We start from the raw sequence: 22,361 nt of genomic DNA, 5'->3' as shown, positions 1-22,361 counted from the left end.
CATAGTGATCCGGTGGTTCTGTATGGAAGGGCCATCGCTCAACGGATAAAAGGTACTCTGGGGATAACAGGCTGATTCCTCCCAAGAGTTCATATCGACGGGGGAGTTTGGCACCTCGATGTCGGCTCATCACATCCTGGGGCTGTAGCCGGTCCCAAGGGTATGGCTGTTCGCCATTTAAAGTGGTACGTGAGCTGGGTTTAAAACGTCGTGAGACAGTTTGGTCCCTATCTGCCGTGGGCGTTGGAAGTTTGAAGGGGGCTGCTCCTAGTACGAGAGGACCGGAGTGGACGAACCTCTGGTGTATCGGTTGTCACGCCAGTGGCATTGCCGAGTAGCTAAGTTCGGAAGAGATAACCGCTGAAAGCATCTAAGCGGGAAACTCGCCTTGAGATGAGACTTCCCGGGAACTAGATTCCCCTAAAGGGTCGTTCGAGACCAGGACGTTGATAGGTCAGGTGTGGAAGCGCAGTAATGCGTTAAGCTAACTGATACTAATTGCCCGTGCGGCTTGTTCCTATAACATTAGCTCTGTTATAGACAAGTTGAGCATATATTGTGTTTGCCCTAGTGCATCACACCCCAGAATCTAATTACTTCTTCCAGTTTGAGTTGCTTGCTGCTCCGTTCGAGAGCAAGGAACTATACAAGTTATGCCTGATGACTATAGCAAGTTGGTACCACCCCTTCCCATCCCGAACAGGACCGTGAAACGACTTCGCGCCGATGATAGTGCTGCAACCAGTGTGAAAGTAGGTCATCGTCAGGCTTGTTATCCCCAAGAACCCTCGTTACGAAAGTAGCGAGGGTTTTTGCTTTGGCTGGCCGTTTTGTATCGTCAACGTCGACGCCGCCAATCCCGGGCATTTCCCACTTCCGCCGTCCGCTCTCCTTTCGGTGTTCTGCCTGCTTTCACCGTTATCGGCATACAGCCAAGCTTGCTTCCCGTCGCATCACCCCACCGACGCGACTTCCTGCTGAACTATTCCACAGTTCACAACAACTAGAGCCAACGCAATCGATCAGACTTATACACAGTGATTGATGACGAGCATCTCGTCCGTCGCACCTGCGTCGATGTCTTATCCACAGCCAGAACGATCCGGCACAACCGCTCGATCATCTTATGCACAAGCAAAAATAAAATTGCCTTCGTATAGTCTTCCTATACGACCACAGCACCGACATTACTAACACCCGCCCATCAAGCCCGTAATCTCGCGAGACAATAAAAATGCCGGCATGGCCGGCATCTCTAACAATTCACACGCATAAGCAGATCAACAGTATCACGCTGATCTATCTACAAGTCTGCCTCCAGCTTGGATTCCAGCCAAGTTGTCCACAACAGGCACAAGAACCCAAGCAAGAGAAATACTTATACACAGCATCTTCGACAACGACCTGCAACCGGAGCACTTTGCAGCCCAGAGCGGGGAAAAATCTAAGTTTTCCACAGCCCCTTCAAACTTAGCCAGTCACCGCCCTGAAATGCACTAATGCATCCAGCCCCTCGACCCGGCCAGCATCGCCCATCCGATTGCGCAAGCTGATGGTCGCCTGCATCGAGTCCACGATCTCACCGCAGATCGTCAGTCCCAGTCCACCTGAAGAAGATCCATTCGAGGAAAACGCCTTGAAGACATTTTCCATCGCCGGTGCGTCGATACCCTCCCCGCTATCCCAGATCAGCAACTCCGCCAGCTCGTCCCTTGCGCTGATGCGAATCCCCAACCGTCCCCGCACCGACGTATGCCGTATGGCGTTGTGCAAGAGATTGGAGATCAGCTCGCCGATCATCCACGGATGTCCCATCACCAGTATCTTCTCGGCTTCCAGCTCAAAGTCCAGGTCCTTCTCCGCAATCAGCGGTGACAGGTCCACTGCCGTCTCACGCGCCAGCATGCCCAGATCACACACCTCCTGCGCACCCCGTCCCCGTATCTGCTCGACCTTGGCTAGTGACAGCAACTGGTTGGCCAGGTTGGTCGCCCGCTCCACCGTTCCCGACATCTCCTGCAGGATCTCCTGCGCCGGTGCATCCCCGCGCAAGCCAGACTGCAACTGGGTCTTCAATACCGCCAGCGGAGTACGCAACTGGTGCGATGCATTCGCCACAAAGCGCTGTTGGTGATCCAGCAGGCGCCGCAAGCGCGCCATCAACTGGTTCAGTGCATTGATGAACGGCTGCAACTCACGCGGCGCCATCGGCGGCGCCACCGGTGACAGATCGTCTGCAGGCCGTTCATCCAGCTGGCGGCGCAAGGCGTCAACGGGTTGCAAAGCACGCCGCACCACATACAGGGTCACCGACACGATCACCACCAGCAAGGCCGCCTGCCGGATCAGTGTTTCCCAGAAGATCTTGCGCGCCAATGCACTGCGGTTCTCCATGGTCTCCGCCACCTGCACCAGCGCCGCGCCACGCGGGTCATTGGTCACCACCGGCTGGAACAGTGCGGCCACCCGTACCGGGACGCCGTTGTAATTGTCTTCGTAGATATGCGCCAGTGCCGGATAGATGGCCTCCTTGTCCGCCTTGCCCTTATAGGATGGCAAGTCGGCATCACCGTCGAAGAACTTGCCTTCCAGGTCATTGATGCGATAGATCATCCGGCTCGAATAATCCGCCTCGTAGATTTCCAGCGCCGCATACGGTAGCGAGGCCTTCAGCTCGCCATTCTCGATACGCAGCAGGTCACCGATGGAATGTACCGAGGCGATCAGCATGCGGTCATAGGCCGTGTTCACCGACTCCAGCGTATTGCGATACAACGAGAAGGAATCAATGATGATGAACAGGGCAATCGGCGAGATGATCCATGCCAGCAGATAGGCGCGCACCGAGCGGCGCCGCGAAAACAGATGTGCCACGTCCTCAGTCCCCGCCGCCCTGCTGCTGCCTGTCGCGCAACAGATAACCCAGACCGCGCAAGGTCATGATCTCCGCACCGGTCTCCATGAGCTTCTTGCGCACCCGATGCACCACCACTTCGATGGCCTCCAGTTGCGTATTCTCTTCCATCGGGAATACCAGCCGGAACAGCTTCTCCTTGGTCACCGCATGTCCCGGCTTGGCAATCAGCGCCTTGAGCAGCGTATGCTCGCGCGGTGTCAACTCCAGCGGATCGTCGCCACGATAGAAGGCCCCGGAACCGCGATCGAAGCGCAGCCCGCCACAACGCTGCACGCCATCATCGGCATTGGTACGACGCCGCAGCAGGGCGCGGATGCGCGCATCCAGTTCATCGAGGTCGAAGGGCTTGGCCAGGTAGTCATCAGCGCCTGCGTTCAGACCTACCACGCGATCTCCCACCGCGCCGCGTGCGGTCAGCACGATCACCGGTGTGCCGATATCCTGCGAGCGGATCCGCTGCAGCAGGTGCAGGCCATCCAGCCCGGGAATGTTGAGGTCCAGTACCACCAGGTCGCCGACCCCGTCCTTGATATGCGACAGCGCACTGATGCCGTCACCGCAATGCGTGACCTGAAAACCCCGTCGCTCTAGCGCCCTGAACAGCGCACGCGACATGTCAATGTCGTCCTCCACCAGCAGGATATGCATGATGTCCCATATCGTTATCGTTGGTAAGCCGCCTTTATACCGCCAAACCTCCCCCAGCGCGAGCCCTGTGCGGATGCGCTTTGAAAGCAGATTGAAAGCCACCGGAAAGGCAGCTGCAAGGAAACCCCCGCTTTGGCAAGGTCCCGCAGTAGTAAAAGCCGCGCCCCTCGCCTACACTCCCGCACATCGCCGGCCAGCACCTGAATTTGTCAGCCGTCGCGACCGGCACCAAGACCAAAACCATCTCTAGGAGACAGCATGACCCAGCGTCTGATCAAGACCCTGTTGGCACTCGCCCTGGCCGCACCGGCCATCGCCTTCGCCCAGGACACCTGCACCAACCGCGGTGACCTCGACCAGCAATACTGCGACGCCAACAACGACCTCACGGCCGACACCCCCACCGATCCCAAGAAGCTGAAGAACCCCAATACCCTGGTCTTCACCTTCACCCCGGTGGAAGACCCGGCCGTCTACGACAAGATCTTCAAGCCCTTCACCGACTACCTGTCGCAGTGCACCGCCAAGAAGGTGGTGTTCTTCCAGGTCCAGTCCAATGCCGCTGAAATCGAAGCCATGCGCTCCGGTCGCCTGCACGTCGGCGGCTTCTCGCCCGGCCCCACCAACTTCGCCGTCAACATCGCCGGCGCCGTGCCGTTCGCTGTCATCGGCGACGCCAAGGGTTACCAGGGCTATACCCTGAACGTGATCGTGCGCAAGGACAGCCCCATCCAGAAGATGACCGATCTGAAGGGCAAGAAGGTCGCGCACACCGCACCCTCCTCCAACTCCGGCCACATGGCGCCGATGGCCCTGTTCCCCAAGCTGGGCGTGACCCCGGACAAGGACTACAAGGTCATCTTCTCCGGCAAGCACGACCAGTCCATCCTGGGCGTGAACTCGGGTGACTACGATGCCGCCGCCATCGCCTCCGACGTCTTCGACCGCATGGTCGAGCGCGGCGTGATCAAGGCCGAGAACTTCCGCGTCATCTGGCACAGCGAGAAATTCCCGACCCAGGACTTCGCCTATGCACATGACCTGGAGCCGAACTTCCGCGACAAGATGCTCAAGTGCTTCTACGACTACCGCTTCACCGATGAGCTGAAGAAGGCCTTCGCCGGTTCCGATCGCTTCTATCCGATCAACTACAAGAAGGACTTCGAAATGGTGCGCTTCGTTGCCCATTCCGCCGGTGAATCCTTCAACCGCGCCGCCTACGACAAGCAGAACGCCGGCAAGAAGTAAGCACGTGGCCTGAGCCTCCCACCCGTGGCCGTCCTGGCCCGGGTGCTGCAGTACCCGTCCTACACCGAACCAAGCAACACGGCCCGTGCCCACCGCACGGGCCGCGGCCCCTCGCATCCCGCGAATGGCCGCGCATCACCAGAGAAAGCGCCTCCCATGTCACACGCCATCGAAATCCAGGGCCTGGTCAAGGAATACAAGCCCGGCCACCCCATCCTCAAGGGCATCGACCTGAAGATCGGCGATGCCGGCCTGGTCGCCATCATCGGCCCTTCCGGCACCGGCAAGTCGACCCTGATCCGCTGCATCAACCGCCTGGTCGACCCCAGCCGCGGTGCGATCTGGTTCGAAGGCGAAGGCAAGCGCGTGAACCTGGCCGAGCTGCGCGGTCGCGCCCTGCGCGAGCAGCGCCGCCACATCGGCATGGTGTTCCAGGAATACAACCTGGTCGAGCGCCTGTCCGTGATGGAAAACCTTCTGTGCGGACGCCTGGGCTACGTCAACGCGTTCACCGCCTGGCGCCGCAACTTCAGCAAAGAAGACATCGCCCACGCCTTCGAGCTGCTGGACACTGTCGGCCTGGGCAATTTCGCCAACCAGCGCGCCGATGCGCTTTCCGGTGGCCAGCGCCAGCGCGTGGGCATCGCCCGCGCCCTGATGCAGCGCCCGCGCCTGCTGCTGGCCGACGAGCCGACCTCCTCGCTGGACCCCAAGACCTCCTTCGAGATCATCTCGCTGTTGAAGGAACAAGGTCGCGCCCAGAAGATCCCCGTCATCGTCAACATCCATGATGTCGAACTGGCCAAGCGCTACGCCGACCGCATCATCGGCATGTCCGGCGGCCACGTGATCTATGACGGCAATGCCGAGAACCTGTCGGATGACTTCCTCAAGCAGATCTACGGTGGCGAGGACTGGCTGGCATGACAACCGCAACTCCCCCCACCCCACAGAACGCCGGCGCCCGCGTGAGCCTGGCCTTCAAGCCGCAACTGGTCACCCGCGTGGTGATCTGGCTGATCGCCCTCTACGCGATCTACGCCGCCACCCAATTGGGATTCTCCTGGGAGCGCTTCTCGTCCGGCCTGGGCAATGGCGCCAAGTTCCTCGGCCGCATGTTCCCGCCTGACCTGTCCAAGGGCGACATCCTCTGGGGCGGCATCAAGGAAACCCTGCAGATCGCCGTGCTGGCCTCGCTCTTCGGTATCCTGCTGTCGCTACCCATCGGCCTCATGGGGGCACGCAACCTGATGCCGGCATGGATCTCCTGGCCCGCACGCGCACTGGTGTCGGTCTGCCGTTCGCTGCACCCGGTGATCGTGGCCATCCTGTTCGTCAAGGCGGTCGGCTTTGGCGCCCTGGCCGGCGTGCTGGCGCTGATCGTCGCGTCCATCGGTTTCATCGGCAAGCTCTTCGCCGAAGCCATCGAGGAAATCTCCATCAAGCAGGTTGAAGCCATCCGCGCCACCGGTGCGTCCTTCATGAACGTGATCCTGTTCGGCGTACTGCCCCAGGTGATGTCGCGCTTCGTCGGTTTCTCCACCTACCAGCTCGATTCCAACCTGCGCAACTCCACCATGGTCGGCATCGTCGGCGCCGGTGGCGTGGGCGGCGTGTTGTTCTCCGCCTTCCAGCGCTTCGACTACGACTTCGTGCTCACCATCCTGGTCACCATCATCACCATCATCGTCGTCGGCGAACTGCTGGCGAACTCGGTCAAGAAGGTCTTCAATGTCTGATACCGTCCTCTCCCGTCCCCCGGCCGCGCTCACTCCGGCCGAGCGCGAATGGCAGCGTCACACGCCGCTGCAGCGCGTGCTGCGCTTCACGGTGTGGCTGGTCATCGCGCTGGCCGTAGTGCAGTCGCTGCGCTATATCGAAATCATCCCCGAGTTCCTCTACGATGCACCGGAACAGATGAGCGACATGCTCTCCCGCATGTGGCCCGTCGACTGGGAATACTTCGGCACCGACGTGAAGGCCGGCCTGATCGAGACTCTGCACATCGCCACCCTCGGCACCCTGCTCTCCATCGTCCTGGCCATTCCCTTCGGTCTGCTGGTCGCGCCCAACCTGACCCGCAACCGTGCCTTGAACCTGTTCGCCCGCATCGTGCTGGTGGCCAGCCGCTCGGTCAATTCGCTGGTCTGGGCGCTGCTGTTCCTGGCCATCTTCGGACCAGGTCCGCTGGCGGGTACCCTGGCCATCGCCTTCCGCTCCATCGGCTTCGTCGGCAAGATGGCCGGCGAAACCATCGAGCAGATGCCGCGTGGTCCCATCGAAGCTCTGCAGGCCTCGGGTGCCAGCAAGTTCTCCGAAATCTGGTACGGCTACTGGCCGCAGCTGAAGCCCGCCTTCATGTCCATCGTGCTGCTGCGCTGGGATATCAATGTGCGTGAATCGGCCGTGCTCGGCATCGTCGGCGCCGGTGGCGTGGGCATGGTGCTGGACACCGCCCTGAACCTGTTCCAGTGGCCGCGCGTGGCCACCGTGCTGGTCTCCATCTTCGCCATCGTGATCGTCACCGAAGTGGTGGTGACCCAGATCCGCAAGCGCATTCTCTAATCCTGAAGCGAGGCCTGCATGAAAGCACGTGGCACCGAAGGCATCACCTATCCCCCGCAATACGACCTGCTGGTGGTCGGCGGCGGCATCAACGGCGCCGGTATCGCCCGTGACGCCGCCGGACGCGGCCTCTCGGTGGCGCTGTGCGAGCAGCACGACCTGGCGCAGCACACCTCGTCGTCCTCCAGCAAGCTGATACACGGCGGTCTGCGCTACCTGGAGCACTACGAGTTCGGCCTGGTGCGCAAGGCCCTGATCGAACGCGAAGTGCTCCTGCGCAGCGCTCCCCACATCATGTGGCCCTTGCGTTTCGTCATGCCGCACGACCAGGGCCAGCGCCCGGCCTGGCTGATCCGCCTGGGCATGTTCCTCTATGACCACCTGGCCGGGCGCGAACTGCTGCCCGGCTCGCGTGCGCTGGACCTGCGCCGTCACCCCTCGGGTACGCCCCTGAAGTCGCAGTTCACTCGTGGCTTCGTCTATTCCGATGGCTGGGTGGACGACGCGCGCCTGGTGGTATTGAACGCCATGGACGCCGCCGAAAAAGGCGCCCACATCATGACCCGCACCCGGTGTGAATCCCTGAGCCGCCAGGACCAGGGCTGGCAAGCCGTGCTGCGGCGCGCCGATGGTCATGCCATGCAGGTGCGCGCACGTTGCGTGGTCAACGCCGCCGGTCCCTGGGTGGCCCAGTTTCTGGGTGATGCAGCCCACGTGCACTCCAGCAAATCGGTACGTCTGGTCAAGGGCAGCCACATCGTGGTCAAGCGCCTGTTCGACCACGACCATGCCTACATCTTCCAGAACCCGGATGGCCGCATCGTTTTCGCCATCCCCTACGAACGCGACTTCACCCTGATCGGCACCACCGACATCGAATACAAGGGCAAGGTGGAAAACGTCGCCATTTCCGAGGACGAGATCGGCTACCTGTGCCAGCTCGCCAATCGCTATTTCGACAAGCCCATCACCCCGGCCGACGTGGTCTGGTCCTATTCCGGCGTACGTCCACTACTGGAAGATGCCGCCGCCGACGCCTCGGCCGTCACGCGCGACTATCAGCTCGACCTGAACACCCAGGGCGCCCCGCTGCTCTCCGTCTTCGGCGGCAAGATCACCACCTTCCGCAAGCTGGCTGAAGAAGCGGTGGACATGATCGCCCCCGTGCTCGGCAACCAGCGCGGCGCCTGGACCGAGGGCGGCTGCCTGCCGGGCGGCGACCTGTTCGGCACGAAGCCGGCCAACCGTTCTGTGCGCGAGTTCGATCTATACGTTTCAAGTCTGCAGCAGCAGTACCCCTGGCTGCCGGCACCACTGTTGCAGCGATACGCGCGCGCCTACGGCAGCCGCACGCATGGGCTGCTGGAAGGAAAGAAGAGCTTGGAAGAGATGGGAGAAGAGATTCTGGGCGGGCTGTACGCCGCCGAGGTGGACTATCTGTTGCGCCACGAATGGGCCACCAGCGCGGCCGACATCCTGTGGCGGCGTTCCAAGCTCGGCCTGCATTTCCCCAAGGGCAGCGAGGCCGTGCTGGACGCCTGGCTGGCCGCGCGCGGCGGCCAGCCGGAGGTAGAACCAGCGCTTCAGGCAGCCAGCAGGTAGGCACCCACCGCGGCGATACCCACGCCGCCGATGCGCACCACGCGGTCGGCCATCTTGTGGCCGGCCACCAGGCCGATACCCAGACCGGCCGCATGCAGCAGCGCGGTTGCGGCAATGAAGCCGGCGCCATACAGGGCGGCCGAGCTACCGTGCGGCAGTTCGGCGCCGTGCGCGTAACCATGGAACATGGCGAACAGCGACACCACCAGCGTGCTGCCCCACAGCGGCATGCGCACCGCAAACGCGATCAGCAGACCCAGCACCGCCACCGACGCGGCGATCCCCGTTTCCACGGCCGGCACCTGCAGGCCAGTGAAGGCCAGCAGCGCACCCACCACCATCATCAGCGGGAAGGCCAGCGGCAGCACCCACAGGGCGCGCTGCTTGCTTTGTGCCGCCCACAGGCCCACCGCCAGCATGGCCAGCAGGTGATCCACGCCCGAGAACGGGTGGGCGAAGCCGGCGGCCATGCTGGCCGTGGCATCCATGGTCGAACCGGGATGGCCCGGGTGAGCCAGCGCGGAGCCGGCCGCCAGTGCGGTGATGGCCAGCACGCCCAGGCGGGCGCGGGTCTTGGTCGAGACAGTAAACATGATTTCTCCTTGGGCAGATTCTGCAAAAAATGACAGGCGGGTCTAAGTTGTAGGGGCAGCGTCGGACAGTCGATACGATGCGCTTTCCGTTCGGACTGAGTAGCGGCTCTGCCGCGTATCGAAGGCGCTCGGTCGTGACGTCTTCGATACGGCCCTGTCGGGCCTACTCAGTCCGAACGGCAGTCATTGATTCAAGCCGCGTTCATTGACCTGGTTTCTGATCCAGCAAGCCCTGCTTGCGGATGTACTCGATCACCTTCTCCACCCCATCGCCACTGCGCAGGTTGGTGAACACGAAGGGGCGTTCGCCACGCATGCGCTTGGCATCGGCCGCCATGATATCCAGATTTGCGCCCACATAGGGGGCCAGGTCGGTCTTGTTGATGATCAGCAGGTCGGAGCGGGTGATGCCGGGCCCGCCCTTGCGCGGGATCTTCTCGCCACCGGCCACGTCGATCACGTAGATGGTCAGGTCCGACAGCTCCGGGCTGAAGGTGGCCGCCAGGTTGTCGCCACCGGACTCCACCAGGATCAGGTCCAGGTCGGGGAAGTCGGCGCTCATGCGGGCGATTGCCTCCAGGTTGATCGAGGCGTCCTCGCGGATGGCCGTGTGCGGGCAGCCACCGGTCTCCACCCCCATCAGGCGATCGGCCGGCAGCGCATCGGCGCGCAGCAGGATCTCCATGTCTTCCTTGGTGTAGATGTCATTGGTGATGACGGCCATGTCGTAATGGTCGCGCATGCGCTTGCACAGCATTTCGCACAGCGCCGTCTTGCCGGAACCGACCGGGCCGCCGATGCCTACGCGCAGCGGATTGGAAGTGGAATTGCTCATGGTTGTCTCTTGGTTCGTGTAGCTACGTTAATGATATAAATGATCAGGAGCGATAGATGCGGCTGTACTGCACCTCATGCTGCATCGACAGCAGCGACAGTCCCGGCGCCCAGTTGCACAGATCATCGTCCTCCAGCGTCAGCGCGGTCGCAGCCGCCTGCTCCAGCTCCGGCTGCAACGACAGCAGGATGCGCTGCCCGGCCACCTGCCCCAGCGGCACCGTCTTCACGCAGGCCAGCACCTGGTTCTCGGCCCAGGCGAAGAGCATGCCCAGCACTGCCGCCTCCCGTGGCACCTGCAGCGCCACCGTGGCAAAGGCCAGTGCGGTAGGCAGCGGCACTTCCGGCTGTGCCTGCAACAGCGCCAGCAGCTCGGCGTCGCCCAGCTTCAGGTCGGCGACCAGCTTGCCCAGCGAATAACCCATCTGGATGGTCTCGGCGCGAAACTCCGAGGTATCGCGTGCCGCCACGAAGCGCTCGGTCCAGCGCGTGACCGCCTCGGCATCGCGAGATTCAAAGGCCGCCACCAGTCGCGCAAAGATAGGCGCCTCGAAGCGCGCCACCACCTCATGCAGCGCATGGCCGATCCAGTCGCGTGCCGCCGCTTCGCTGTTGACCCGCCCGTTCTCGATGGCCGCCTCCAGCCCTTGCGAATAGCTGTAGGCACCGATCGGCAGGGACGGGCTGCTCAGTTGCAGCAGATGCAGCAAGGCGCTGGCGTGCATGGATCAGCCCTCGTCCTTCTTGTCGCTGGGCCGGTGGATCTTCTGGCGCAGCGGGATCGGCGCCAGCGGATTGTGATGATGGTCGTCACCGTGATGGTGATGACCACCGCCATAGGCCCCGGCTTCCGGTTCGAAGGCGGCTTCTTCTTCCGACACGCGTGCGCCCAGGCCTTCCAGCATTTCCTTGAGCACCGGGTCCTTGCGGATACGCAGGAAGCCCACGCCACCCGCATGGCCGATATGCGCCTGGGTGTGACGATTGCCGAGGTGGAAGGCGCAGCGCAGCAGCAGGTGCGCGTCGGCCGCATCGACCCGGTAGGTGGCCTCGGCCTTGGCGATGATCTTCACTACGCGGCCATCGTCGCCGCGCAGCAGGTCGCCATCGCGCAGGACGGTACCGCGCACGGTGAACACCGCTACATCCTCGCCCGAGCGCAGCGTGGCGCGCAGGCGGCTCTTCTCGCGCTGGTCGTAGGGCAGTTCCAGTTCACCGTCGATCTGCGCGGCCTGGTCTATCTTGGTATTGAGAGTCAGCATGAAAAATTCTAAGGAAATCAGAACAGGAAATAACGCTGCGCCAGTGGCAGCGACACCGCCGGCTCGCACACCAGCAGTTCGCCATCGGCGCGCACTTCATAGGTCTCGGAATCGACTTCCATCTTCGGTGTGGCGCCGTTGTGGATCATGTCGCGCTTGCGCAGATTGCGCATGTTCTTCACCGCCACCACCGGCTTGTTGAGCTTCAGTTGCTCGCCGATACCGGCGTCGAAGGCAGCCTGCGAAACGAAGGTCATGGACGTCTTCAAGCCACCGCCATAGGCGCCGAACATCATCCGGTAATGCACCGGCTGCGGCGTCGGGATGGAGGCATTCGGGTCACCCATCTGGGCCGCCGCGATCATGCCGCTCTTCAGGATCATCGAGGGCTTGGCGCCGAAGAAGGCTGGCTTCCACAGCACGATGTCGGCGATCTTGCCCACCTCCAGCGACCCCACCACGTGCGAGATACCGTGGGTGATGGCCGGGTTGATGGTGTACTTGGCGATGTAGCGCTTGATGCGGAAGTTGTCGTTGCGCGAGGTATCTTCCTTCAGCGAACCGCGCTGCACCTTCATCTTGTGCGCGGTCTGCCAGGTGCGCAGGATCACCTCGCCCACGCGGCCCATGGCCTGCGAGTCGGAGGACATCATCGAGATCGCGCCGAGGTCATGCAGGATATCCTCGGCCGCAATCGTCTCGCGGCGGATGCGCGATTCGGCGAAGGCGATATCCTCGGCAATGGCCGGGTCCAGGTGATGGCAGACCATCAGCATGTCCAGGTGCTCGTCCAGCGTATTGACCGTGAACGGGCGCGTCGGGTTGGTGGAGGACGGTAGCACGTTGCCCTCGCCCACGGCCGCAATGATATCCGGTGCGTGACCACCGCCAGCGCCTTCGGTATGGAAGGTGTGGATGGTACGGTCCTTGAAGGCCGCCAGGGTGTGCTCCAGGAAGCCACCTTCGTTCAGGGTATCGGTGTGGATGGCCACCTGGATGTCCATGCGGTCGGCCACTGTCAGGCAGTTGTCGATGGCGGCCGGCGTCGAGCCCCAGTCCTCGTGCAGCTTCAGGCCGATGGCGCCGGCGCGGATCTGTTCTTCCAGCGGCAGCGGCAGGCTGACGTTGCCCTTGCCCAGGAAGCCCAGGTTCATCGGGAAGGCATCGGCCGCTGCCAGCATCGAATGGATGTGCCAGGGGCCGGGCGTGCAGGTGGTCGCCGCCGTACCCACGGCCGGGCCGGTGCCGCCACCCAGCATGGTGGTCACGCCGCTCATCAGCGCTTCCTCGATCTGCTGCGGGCAGATGAAGTGGATGTGGCTGTCGATGCCGCCGGCGGTGACGATCATGCCTTCGCCCGCAATGATCTCGGTCGCGCCGCCGATGGCCATGGTCACGCCGGGCTGGATGTCCGGATTGCCGGCCTTGCCGATGCCGGCGATCTTGCCCGACTTGATGCCGATGTCAGCCTTGACGATGCCCCAGTGATCGACGATGAGCGCATTGGTGATGACGGTATCCATCACGTCGGCATGGGCGCGCTGCGACTGGCCCATGCCATCGCGGATCACCTTGCCGCCGCCGAATTTCACTTCCTCGCCGTAGATCGTATAGTCCTTCTCTACCTCCAGGAACAGCGCGGTATCGGCCAGGCGCACGCGGTCGCCGACGGTGGGGCCGAACATCTCGGCATAGGCCGAGCGGGAAATCTTGCTCATTTGGTCTGTCCCTTCTTCTCCGTGCCGACATTGGCTTTCAGCTTGCCCATCACCAGTGCATTGAAACCATAGACGCGGCGGTCCCCCGCCAGCGCCACCAGTTCCACCGTGCGCTCCTGGCCCGGCTCGAAACGCACTGCCGTGCCGGCGGCGATGTTCAGGCGCATGCCATAGGCCACGGAGCGCTCGAAGCGCAGCGCCGGATTGGTTTCGTAGAAATGGAAGTGGGAACCCACCTGGATCGGCCGGTCGCCGCTGTTGGCCACCGTCACGGTGGCCGTGGCACGGCCGGTATTGAGTTCGATGTCGCCGGGTTCGACCAGCATTTCGCCTGGAATCATGACGCGCTCCTCAAGGAATCGGATGGTGGACGGTGACCAGCTTGCTACCGTCGGGGAAGGTGGCTTCGACCTGGATGTCGGGGATCATCTCCGGCACGCCTTCCATCACATCGTTGCGGGTGAGGATGGTGGTGCCCTCGGACATCAGCTCGGCCACGGTCTTGCCGTCGCGCGCGCCCTCCATGATGGCGGCCGTGATCAGCGCCACAGCCTCCGGATAGTTGAGCTTCAGGCCACGCGCCTTGCGGCGTTCGGCCAGCAGCGCGGCGGTGAAGATCAACAGCTTGTCTTTTTCTCTTGGTGTCAGTTCCATGTTGGCTCCCGGCCGGCTGGCGGCCTTCAGTTTCTATGACTTTGCTCGTTGCTTGATGCAGTTTCTACGATGCAGCTCAGGTATTCCAGATACGCGGGATCGCCGCTTCCCTGCCGGTGACCGCAGGCCGCAGCACCTGCCAGGCCGTATGCAGCCATTGTCGCGCCACCAGGCTGGATTGGCCCATGTAGCGGGCGATCAGCACCTGCTTCATCAGGGTGGCGCCGCTGCGCCCTTCCAGTTGCAGCGCGCCGATGGTCTCGCGCAGGCGGCCCAGCAGGCCGGCATCCATGCCCTCGCCCACGGCGATGAGCGTACCGCAGATGGTCTGCCCATCCAGCGCCAGCGGCCCTTGCATGGCGCCCGCCTCGGCCTGCAGGCGGCCCTGCTCGAACCAGACCAGCTTGCCGCCACGGCGGATGCTGGTGCGCTGGCTCACCGCACCGGTGGTGAAGGTTTCGCCGGAGGCGGTGCGACCAAAACAGAGAATCTCCGCACCCAGGTAAGCGGCGTCGGCCGCCAGCGTCACCTCGTGTTCCATGCGCACATCGGCGCCATCGAAGAAAATGGTTTCCTGCGGCAACCATTCCAGCTTCGCACCTGCGCCGGCGTCCAGCCGCACCACCTGGCGCGAATGCTGGCCGTTGGCGCGATACCACTTGCCCGCACCCGGCGTGGTCAGCAGGGCATGGGCGCGTTCGCCCACCTCGGCCGTGATGGAGAGCTGGTCGCCGCCCACGATCCCGCCCGGGGGATGGACGATGATGGCATGGCAGATGGAAGGGTCTTCGGGATAGAGCGGTTTCTGCACGCGCAAGGGGCCGAAGTGCTGGCGTCGCAGCAGGCGCGTGGTACCGCCATCGTCGGCAAAGCCCAGCGTCAGGTGTGCCTGGTCCGGCGCATGCCGCAGGGGCGCGCCCGGGGTCGCAGGGGCCGGCATGCTGGCGGGTTCCGGATGGCCGGGGAATCGTTTCATACCTGGTTCTTCATTGCGTGGAAGGCGGCGCCTGCAGCGGCACTGCGGGATTACCGGGCCGCGGACATGCGACTTTATAGCAGACCCGCCGCAATTGCGCAGCTTCGTCTTCTGCATCACTCCCCGTTCGGACTGAGTAGACCCGCAGGGTCGTATCGAAGGCGCTCTGCCGGTTGCGCACGTCGGTGCGCCTTCGATACGCCGCTGCGCGGCTACTCAGGACGAACGGTTTCTGGTGGGCAAGCGCCTGTCAGACCGCCAGATGCTTCCTCACATCCTCACCATCCATCTGGTCCTGCGTACCGGCCGCGACCACCTCGCCGCGCGACATGACCACGAAGGTATCGGCCAGTTCACGGGCGAAATCGAAGTACTGCTCGCACAGCAGGATGCCGATATCGCCGCGCTGGCGCAGCAGGCTGATGACGCGCCCGATATCCTTGATGATGGAGGGCTGGATGCCCTCGGTCGGCTCATCCAGGATGATCAGCTTGGGCTCGGCCAGCAACGCCCTGGCAATCGCCAGCTGTTGCTGCTGACCGCCGGAGAGATCACCGCCGCGACGGTGCAGCATTTCCTTCAGTACCGGGAAGAGTTCATAGACCTCGCCCTTGATGCTGGAGGCACGGCGACCCGACAGCGTGGCCATGCCCATGAGCATGTTCTCCTCCACCGTCAGGCGCGCGAAGATCTCGCGCCCCTGCGGCACGTAGGCGATGCCCAGCCGGGCGCGCTGGTGGGGCTTCAGTTTGGTGATGTCGTGGCCCTCGAACATGACGTTGCCACGGGCCACCGGCAGCACCCCCATCAGGCATTTCAGCAGCGTGGTCTTGCCCACGCCATTGCGGCCCAGCAGCGAGAGCACGCGGCCCTTCTGCACATCCAGCGAGACACCGCGCAGCGTATGCGCCGCGCCGTAGTACTGGTTCAGTTCATTGACTTGCAGCATGGATGATGGTCTCCGCTCTTATCGTCCCAGGTAGACTTCGATGACGCGCTCGTTGGATTGCACCTGGCGCATATTGCCCTCGGCCAGTACCGATCCCTCGTGCAGCACGGTCACCTTGCCACCCTGGGCAATCTCTTCGACGAAGCCCATGTCGTGTTCCACCACCATGATGGAATGCTTGCCGCGCAGCTCGTTCAGGAGCTCTGCCGTGCGCGCTGTCTCGGCATCGGACATGCCGGCCACCGGTTCATCCAGCAACAGCAATTGCGGCTCCTGCATCAGCAGCATGCCGATCTCCAGCCACTGCTTCTGGCCGTGCGAGAGCAGGCCGGCGATGCGATGTTCCTGGCCGTTCAGGCGGATCAGCTTGAGGATTTCCTCGATCTTGCCGATCTGTTCCGACGACAGGCGCGCAAAGAGCGTGGTCTTGACGCGCTTGTCCATCTTCATCGCCAGTTCCAGGTTCTCGAACACGGTGTGCTGCTCGAACACGGTAGGACGCTGGAACTTGCGGCCGATGCCGGCGTGCGCGATTTCATATTCGGTCATCTTGGTCAGGTCGATGGTCTGGCCGAAGAAGGCGGTGCCGGCGGTGGGCCGGGTCTTGCCGGTGATGACATCCATCATCGTGGTCTTGCCCGCCCCGTTGGGCCCGATGATGCAGCGCAGCTCGCCCACCGAGATATCCAGGTTCAGGTTGTTGATGGCCTTGAAGCCGTCAAAGGACACCGTGATGTTTTCCAGGTAGAGAATGGCCCCGTGGGTGGTATCGACGCCCTCGGGTTTGATGCGATCGTAGGACGTGCCGTGGTCGGCGCGCGGCGTATCGACATTGCCGCCCAGGCCGCCGATGGCGACGGGGCTCTTGCCAGGTTCGATGGCGCTCATACGACCTCCTTGGATGCGCTCGCTTCAGCCGGCGAGGCAGCGCGTTTCTTGAGTTTCTGTACCAGTCCCAGGATGCCCTGCGGCAGGAACAGCGTCACCAGGATGAAGATCAGGCCCAGCGCATACAGCCAGAGGTCGGGGAAGGCGGCGGTGAACCAGCTCTTCAGGCCATTGACGGTGAAGGCGCCGATGATGGGGCCGATCAGCGTGCCACGACCACCGACGGCGGCCCAGATCACCATCTCGATGGAGTTGGCCGGCGACATCTCGGACGGATTGATGATGCCCACCTGCGGCACGTACAGCGCACCGGCGATACCACAGATCACGGCCGACAGCGTCCACACGAAGAGCTTGAACCACAGCGGGTTGTAGCCGATGAACATGAGGCGCGATTCGGAATCGCGCACGCCCTGCAGCACCCGGCCCAGCTTGGAGGTGACGATCATGCGGCACACCACCAGTGCACCGAACAGCAACGCCAGCGTCACCAGGTACAGCACCGCCTTGGTGGACGGCGCGGTAATGGTGAAGCCCAGGATGCGCTTGAAGTCGGTAAAGCCGTTGTTGCCGCCGAAGCCCGTGTCGTTGCGGAAGAACAGCAACATGAAGGCGAAGGTCATGGCCTGCGTGATGATGGAGAAGTACACGCCCTTGATGCGCGAACGGAAGGCGAAGTATCCGAACACGAAGGCCAGCAGGCCCGGCACCAGCACCACCAGCAGCATGGAGAACCAGAAGTGGTCGGTCATCCACCAGTACCAGGGATAGGCCTTCCAGTTCAGGAACACCATGAAATCCGGCAGGTCGCTCTGGTAGACCCCGTCACGGCCGATGGCGCGCATCAGATACATGCCGTGTGCGTAACCACCCAGCGCAAAGAACACGCCATGGCCCAGCGACAGGATGCCGGTGTAACCCCATACCAGATCCAGCGCCAGCGCCGCCATGGCGTAGCACATGAACTTGCCGACCAGCGCGATGGTATAGGACGACACGTGCAGGCTGCTGCCGGCCGGGAACAGCAGATTGCAGATCGGCAGCAGCGCCAACACCACGGTGCAGACGACGATCCCGGTCCAGGTCGGGCGATTGAACAGCGAGGGGCGCATGATCATGGTGCTCATTCGACGCTCCTTCCCTTGAGTGCGAAGAGACCTTGCGGACGCTTCTGGATGAATACGATGATGAAGACCAGGATGGCGATCTTGGCCAGCACGGCGCCGGCCATCGGCTCCAGGAACTTGTTGACCTCGCCCAGACCGAAGGCGGCAATCACGGTACCGGCAAGCTGGCCCACGCCGCCCAGCACCACCACCATGAAGGAGTCCACGATATAGCCCTGGCCCAGGTCGGGGCCGACGTTGCCCAGCTGCGAGAGCGCCACGCCACCGAGACCGGCGATGCCGCAGCCCAGGCCGAAGGTCATCATGTCGATCTTGCCAGTGGACACGCCCACGCAATCGGCCATGCGGCGGTTCTGCGTGACGGCGCGCACGAACAGGCCCAGGCGGGTCTTGTTCAGGATCAGCCACACCGCAAACACCACGAACAGCGCAAAGAACACGATCACGATGCGGTTATAGGACAGCACCAGCGAGCCCAGCACGGTCATCCCGCCCGACATCCAGCTCGGGTTGGCTACTTCCACGTTCTGCGCACCGAAGATGGAGCGCACACATTGCATGAGCATCAGGCTGATGCCCCAGGTACACAGCAGGGTTTCCAGCGGGCGGCCGTAGAGCCAGCGGATCACCAGCCGTTCCAGCGCGATACCGACGGCCGCGGCGACGATGAAGGCCGCCGGCAGGGCCACCACCAGATAGGCATCGATGGCGCCCGGGAAGAACTTGCGGAACACCAGCTGGCACACATAGGTGGTGTAGGCGCCGATCATCAGCAATTCACCGTGGGCCATGTTGATGATGCCCATCAGGCCGAAGGTGATGGCCAGACCCAGCGCGGCCAGCAGCAGCACGCTGCCCAGCGAGACGCCATAGAACAGCTTGCCGGCGAAGTCCACGATGGCCAGGTGACGATCCAGCGCGGCCAGGGTGCGCACGGCTTCCACCCGCACACCTTCATCGGGTTCGACATAGGAGCCATCCGGATTCTTGGCCAGCATGTTTTCCAGCGCCGGCTTCAGCGAGGCATTGGTGGTCTCGGCCAGCGTCTTCACCGCAGCACGGCGCGCGGCCGGGTCGGCCGCATGCAGGTTGGCGGTAGCCTGCACCTGTTGCAGCACCTCCTTGATCTGCGGATCGCTTTCCTTGGCCAGCGCCTTTTCGATCAGCGGGATCTGCGCCGGATCGGCATTCTTCAGCAGTTCGCTGGCGGCGGCCAGGCGCTGGTCGCGTTGCGGCGAGAGCAGCTTCAGTCCCGAGAGCGCACCTTCGACGGCGCCGCGCAGGCGGTTGTTGACGGTGATGCCTTCGGCATCATCGGGCGCCGGTCCGGTCTGGTCGGTGGCCGGGTTGAAGGCTTTGCCCGCATCATCGACGATGAGCACGTCACCGGCAGGGGTGGCATAGAGCGCGTCGCTGTTGAGGGCATTGAGAATCTTGAGGGCGTCGTCGTTGGCCAGCGCCGCAATCTGGTTGACGGCGGCGATGCGCGCGTCGGGGTCGTCTCCGCCAAGGGGCTTGAGCAGGTCCGGTGCGATGGCCGCGCCCGCCGTCAGGGCGTGGACGCAAAGCCAGGTCGCGAGGAGCCCGCGTAGGAACTGGATGGCTGGTGTCATGATGGTGTGCGCCTCGAAGCGCGAGCCGGACACGAAGCCGTGGCCGATGCGCATCGTCGGGCGTTCTTCTTGTGGAGGGAGGAACGTGCGGCGGTTGGAGCGCCTTCGATACGCCGCGTTGCGGCTACTCAGTCCGAACGGGTCTTTGTTGCACAACCCACGGACCGTTCGACCTGAGTAGCCGCGTGCGCGGCGTATCGAAGGCGCTCCGAAAGAACGCCTTGCAACTACAACAAGCTTAGTTCTTCTGCTTGCCTTCGTTACCCGGGATGTACGGGCTCCACGGTTGCGCGCGGATGGTGGTCTTGGTCTTGTAGACCACGTTGAACTGACCATCGGCCTTGATTTCGCCGATCATCACGGGCTTGTGCAGGTGGTGGTTGGTCTTGTCCATTTCCAGGGTGTAGCCCGACGGTGCCTTGTAGGTCTGGCCACCCATGGCGGCGATCACCTTGTCGGTGTCGGTGGACTTGGCCTTTTCCACGGCCTGTGCCCACATGTGGATGCCCACATAGGTGGCTTCCATCGGGTCGTTGGTCACGACGGTATCGGCGTTGGGCAGGTTCTTGGCCTTGGCGTATTCCTTCCACTTCTTGATGAAGGCGGCGTTGACCGGGTTCTTCACCGACTCGAAGTAGTTCCAGGCAGCCAGGTGGCCCACCAGCGGCTTGGTATCCACGCCGCGCAGTTCTTCTTCACCCACGGAGAATGCCACCACCGGCACGTCGGTCGCCTTCAGGCCGGCGTTGCCCAGTTCCTTGTAGAAGGGCACGTTGGAGTCGCCGTTGATGGTCGAGATCACAGCGGTCTTGCCACCGGCCGAGAACTTCTTGATGTTGGCCACGATGGTCTGGTAGTCGGAGTGACCGAAGGGGGTGTAGACCTCGTCGATGTCGGAGTCCTTCACGCCCTTGCTGTGCAGGAAGGCGCGCAGGATCTTGTTGGTGGTACGCGGATAGACATAGTCGGTACCCAGCAGCACGAAGCGCTTGGCGCCGCCACCTTCCTTGGACATCACGTATTCGACCGCAGGGATGGCCTGCTGGTTGGGCGCAGCACCAGTGTAGAAGACGTTCTTCTCCAGTTCTTCACCTTCGTACTGCACCGGGTAGAACAGCAGGCTGTTCAGTTCCTTGAAGACCGGCAGCACCGACTTGCGCGACACCGAGGTCCAGCAGCCGAACACCACCGAGACCTTGTCCTGGGAGATCAGCTGACGTGCCTTTTCGGCGAACAGCGGCCAGTTCGAGGCCGGGTCCACCACCACCGGTTCCAGCTTCTTGCCCATCACGCCGCCGGCGGCGTTGATTTCGTCGATGGTCATCAGGGCCACGTCCTTCAGGGACGTTTCGGAGATGGCCATGGTGCCCGACAGCGAGTGCAGGATACCGACCTTGATGGTGTCGGCCGCGAAGGCGGAGGGCAGCCAGGAGGATGCGGCCAGTGCGAATGCGCCCAGTGCGGTGGCTTTCAGTACGGTACGACGTGACATGTGGTGCTCCCTCGAGAAAAGTTTTGGAAGATTTTTTTCACTGCCCAGTCGCTTTAGCAGAATGTGTGCCAATGGCCTGCGCGGGGCGCGGGCCTGCATCAAAGCGGGGCGGAGAGGGAGCGCAAGGGGCGGAAATGTTGTCAGGCAGAACAGCTTTGCGCACCAAAGAGGCGCGCAATTGTCGACAGCATCATGGCGCGGCGGCAATATTCACCAAGCTGGCGCTTGCTCATGCCCGATCTTGGGGCGTGGCTCCAGGCGCCAGCGGACGCGGGTTTGGCGCCGGCGCGGCTCTGCGCACGGCGCCGCCCGGATTGTCCACAATGCTGGTGACAGGGCAGCGGCCGGATGGCGGGCTGCCCTGTGTCCACGGGCGGGTGTTCAGCGCAGCAGGACGTGCTGCATGAATTGTCGCAAGGGAAATTCGATCAGGTTCTGAAGCGTGACTGGCAGCTCCAGCGGACGCATGATCATCTTGATGGTGGTCTCGGGCTTGAGGTTGACGCGCACCGTGCGGCTCATGCGCGACGCCAGTTCCCTGAGCCGCGCCGGATCGGCCGCCAGCTCCGGCCTGTGCACCATGACCACGTGGCGGATGGCGCAGTCGGCATCCTCGTTCTTGAGTTCCAGGGTACGCCGGCTCAGGGTGCCGAAGACGCGCGAGCGACCGACGTTTTCCTGACGGCGATAGCGCCGGAAATACTGGTAGAAATGCTTGTAGTGGTTGACCTCGTCATTGGCGATCAACCCGGCCAGGTGCTTCAGGACCGGCTCGTCGGTGGCGCGCGCCAGAGCACGATAGTAGGTCGAGGTGCCGGTCTCGACCACGCAGCGCGCGGCCAGCTCCTGGGCGCGGGTTGGTTCCAGCAGCTCGACCTTGCAATAGCCGGAATATTCGTCAAGGAAGCCCTGGTAGGCGCGCTGCCAGTCGAATTCGGGCCATACATGCTCGACATAGGCACGCAGGGCGGCCCCGTGCTGCAGCTCCTCCTTTTCCCACTGCTCGCGCAGCCAGCTCTCCACTTCGGCATCGCCCTTGTAGTATTCCACCAGGTTGTGGGTGTAGAGATCCGAGCCGCTTTCGACGAAGGACGCGCAGGCGACCAGGTAGAACAGGTCTTCGTTGGCGCGTACACGTTGTACATCGATAAGGTTCAGATCGATGTCATCGACGGTCCAGTGTTTTTTTTCTTGGCGACTCGGGCTCATCTGCTATACCTCTCTCTAGGGTGACGGGTTGGCATAGCAATATGATGCAGCGCACGGTCAATGGTT

The 22,361-nt window shown here is 62.8% G+C and carries 21 protein-coding genes and 2 rRNA genes; 7 read left to right on the top strand and 16 right to left on the bottom strand.

Annotation, left to right across the window (positions count from 1 at the left end):
* Window positions 1–519 (top strand): 23S ribosomal RNA (locus VE092_RS08365); the annotation flags it as partial.
* Window positions 520–656: 137 nt separating this feature from the next.
* A 5S ribosomal RNA gene (gene rrf / locus VE092_RS08360) occupies window positions 657–769 on the top strand.
* A gap of 701 nt (window positions 770–1,470) precedes the next feature.
* Here rrf and VE092_RS08355 read toward each other — a convergent pair.
* On the bottom strand, window positions 1,471–2,874 hold the full coding sequence (locus tag VE092_RS08355; protein WP_324875662.1) for a sensor histidine kinase: 1,404 nt from the start codon (window positions 2,872–2,874) through the stop codon (window positions 1,471–1,473).
* Window positions 2,875–2,878: 4 nt separating this feature from the next.
* Window positions 2,879–3,565, bottom strand: coding sequence for a response regulator transcription factor (locus VE092_RS08350; RefSeq protein WP_324875660.1), 687 nt, complete (start codon window positions 3,563–3,565; stop codon window positions 2,879–2,881).
* A gap of 258 nt (window positions 3,566–3,823) precedes the next feature.
* On the opposite strand from VE092_RS08350, the gene phnD reads away from it, so the two are divergent.
* From phnD to glpD, 5 genes are all read left to right on the top strand, one after another.
* A complete protein-coding gene (phnD, locus tag VE092_RS08345; RefSeq protein WP_006464642.1) occupies window positions 3,824–4,813 on the top strand; it encodes a phosphate/phosphite/phosphonate ABC transporter substrate-binding protein in 990 nt (329 codons plus the stop codon).
* A gap of 156 nt (window positions 4,814–4,969) precedes the next feature.
* Window positions 4,970–5,740: a phosphonate ABC transporter ATP-binding protein gene (phnC, locus tag VE092_RS08340; protein WP_006464641.1), complete on the top strand. Its 771-nt coding sequence runs from the start codon at window positions 4,970–4,972 to the stop codon at window positions 5,738–5,740.
* Window positions 5,737–6,552 carry a phosphonate ABC transporter, permease protein PhnE gene (gene phnE, locus VE092_RS08335; protein ID WP_006464640.1) on the top strand — a complete coding sequence of 272 codons (816 nt, stop codon included), beginning with the start codon at window positions 5,737–5,739 and terminating at the stop codon, window positions 6,550–6,552. Before phnC ends, phnE (VE092_RS08335) begins: the two co-directional genes overlap by 4 nt.
* Window positions 6,545–7,378 carry a phosphonate ABC transporter, permease protein PhnE gene (phnE, locus tag VE092_RS08330; RefSeq protein ID WP_006464639.1) on the top strand — a complete coding sequence of 278 codons (834 nt, stop codon included), beginning with the start codon at window positions 6,545–6,547 and terminating at the stop codon, window positions 7,376–7,378. The genes phnE (VE092_RS08335) and phnE (VE092_RS08330) overlap by 8 nt, the downstream gene beginning before the upstream one ends.
* A gap of 18 nt (window positions 7,379–7,396) precedes the next feature.
* Window positions 7,397–8,980, top strand: a complete 1,584-nt coding sequence (gene glpD, locus VE092_RS08325; protein WP_324875655.1) for a glycerol-3-phosphate dehydrogenase — start codon at window positions 7,397–7,399, stop codon at window positions 8,978–8,980.
* On the opposite strand, the gene VE092_RS08320 is transcribed toward glpD, so the two are convergent.
* From VE092_RS08320 to VE092_RS08255, 14 genes are all read right to left on the bottom strand, one after another.
* Window positions 8,962–9,573 carry a HupE/UreJ family protein gene (locus VE092_RS08320; RefSeq protein WP_324875653.1) on the bottom strand — a complete coding sequence of 204 codons (612 nt, stop codon included), beginning with the start codon at window positions 9,571–9,573 and terminating at the stop codon, window positions 8,962–8,964. The two genes, glpD and VE092_RS08320, sit on opposite strands and share 19 nt — an antisense overlap.
* Before the next feature lie 202 nt (window positions 9,574–9,775).
* Window positions 9,776–10,408 carry an urease accessory protein UreG gene (gene ureG, locus VE092_RS08315; RefSeq protein WP_324875651.1) on the bottom strand — a complete coding sequence of 211 codons (633 nt, stop codon included), beginning with the start codon at window positions 10,406–10,408 and terminating at the stop codon, window positions 9,776–9,778.
* Between the two features lie 43 nt (window positions 10,409–10,451).
* Window positions 10,452–11,132 (bottom strand): urease accessory protein UreF, encoded by a 681-nt coding sequence (locus VE092_RS08310; protein ID WP_077237278.1) that lies wholly within the window; start codon window positions 11,130–11,132, stop codon window positions 10,452–10,454.
* Between the two features lie 3 nt (window positions 11,133–11,135).
* On the bottom strand, window positions 11,136–11,669 hold the full coding sequence (gene ureE / locus VE092_RS08305; RefSeq protein ID WP_006464634.1) for an urease accessory protein UreE: 534 nt from the start codon (window positions 11,667–11,669) through the stop codon (window positions 11,136–11,138).
* 17 nt (window positions 11,670–11,686) lie between these two features.
* Window positions 11,687–13,387: an urease subunit alpha gene (ureC, locus tag VE092_RS08300; RefSeq protein ID WP_102664127.1), complete on the bottom strand. Its 1,701-nt coding sequence runs from the start codon at window positions 13,385–13,387 to the stop codon at window positions 11,687–11,689.
* Window positions 13,384–13,728: an urease subunit beta gene (locus tag VE092_RS08295; RefSeq protein WP_102664128.1), complete on the bottom strand. Its 345-nt coding sequence runs from the start codon at window positions 13,726–13,728 to the stop codon at window positions 13,384–13,386. Before VE092_RS08295 ends, ureC begins: the two co-directional genes overlap by 4 nt.
* A 10-nt stretch (window positions 13,729–13,738) precedes the next feature.
* Window positions 13,739–14,041: an urease subunit gamma gene (locus VE092_RS08290; RefSeq protein WP_017452803.1), complete on the bottom strand. Its 303-nt coding sequence runs from the start codon at window positions 14,039–14,041 to the stop codon at window positions 13,739–13,741.
* A gap of 76 nt (window positions 14,042–14,117) precedes the next feature.
* Entirely contained in the window at window positions 14,118–15,017 is a 900-nt protein-coding gene (locus VE092_RS08285; RefSeq protein WP_414653442.1) for an urease accessory protein UreD, read from the bottom strand.
* A gap of 250 nt (window positions 15,018–15,267) precedes the next feature.
* Window positions 15,268–15,966, bottom strand: a complete 699-nt coding sequence (urtE, locus tag VE092_RS08280) for an urea ABC transporter ATP-binding subunit UrtE (RefSeq protein WP_102664130.1) — start codon at window positions 15,964–15,966, stop codon at window positions 15,268–15,270.
* Between the two features lie 18 nt (window positions 15,967–15,984).
* A complete protein-coding gene (gene urtD / locus VE092_RS08275) occupies window positions 15,985–16,854 on the bottom strand; it encodes an urea ABC transporter ATP-binding protein UrtD (RefSeq protein ID WP_324875645.1) in 870 nt (289 codons plus the stop codon).
* The gene (urtC, locus tag VE092_RS08270; protein WP_324875642.1) at window positions 16,851–17,981 is read right to left on the bottom strand and encodes an urea ABC transporter permease subunit UrtC; all 1,131 of its coding nucleotides are present in this window, start codon (window positions 17,979–17,981) and stop codon (window positions 16,851–16,853) included. Before urtC ends, urtD begins: the two co-directional genes overlap by 4 nt.
* Window positions 17,978–19,594 (bottom strand): urea ABC transporter permease subunit UrtB, encoded by a 1,617-nt coding sequence (urtB, locus tag VE092_RS08265; RefSeq protein WP_324875664.1) that lies wholly within the window; start codon window positions 19,592–19,594, stop codon window positions 17,978–17,980. The genes urtC and urtB overlap by 4 nt, the downstream gene beginning before the upstream one ends.
* Window positions 19,595–19,832: 238 nt before the next feature.
* A complete protein-coding gene (gene urtA, locus VE092_RS08260) occupies window positions 19,833–21,086 on the bottom strand; it encodes an urea ABC transporter substrate-binding protein (protein WP_075256312.1) in 1,254 nt (417 codons plus the stop codon).
* Window positions 21,087–21,467: 381 nt separating this feature from the next.
* Window positions 21,468–22,295, bottom strand: a complete 828-nt coding sequence (locus VE092_RS08255) for a ferritin-like domain-containing protein (RefSeq protein ID WP_324875640.1) — start codon at window positions 22,293–22,295, stop codon at window positions 21,468–21,470.
* Window positions 22,296–22,361 lie beyond the last annotated feature (66 nt).

Source organism: Herbaspirillum sp. (assembly GCF_035644555.1).
Taxonomy (GTDB): Bacteria; Pseudomonadota; Gammaproteobacteria; order Burkholderiales; family Burkholderiaceae_D; genus Herbaspirillum.
The sequence above is the reverse complement of the archived record's forward strand: the minus strand, read 5'-3'. Positions and strand labels throughout refer to the sequence as shown.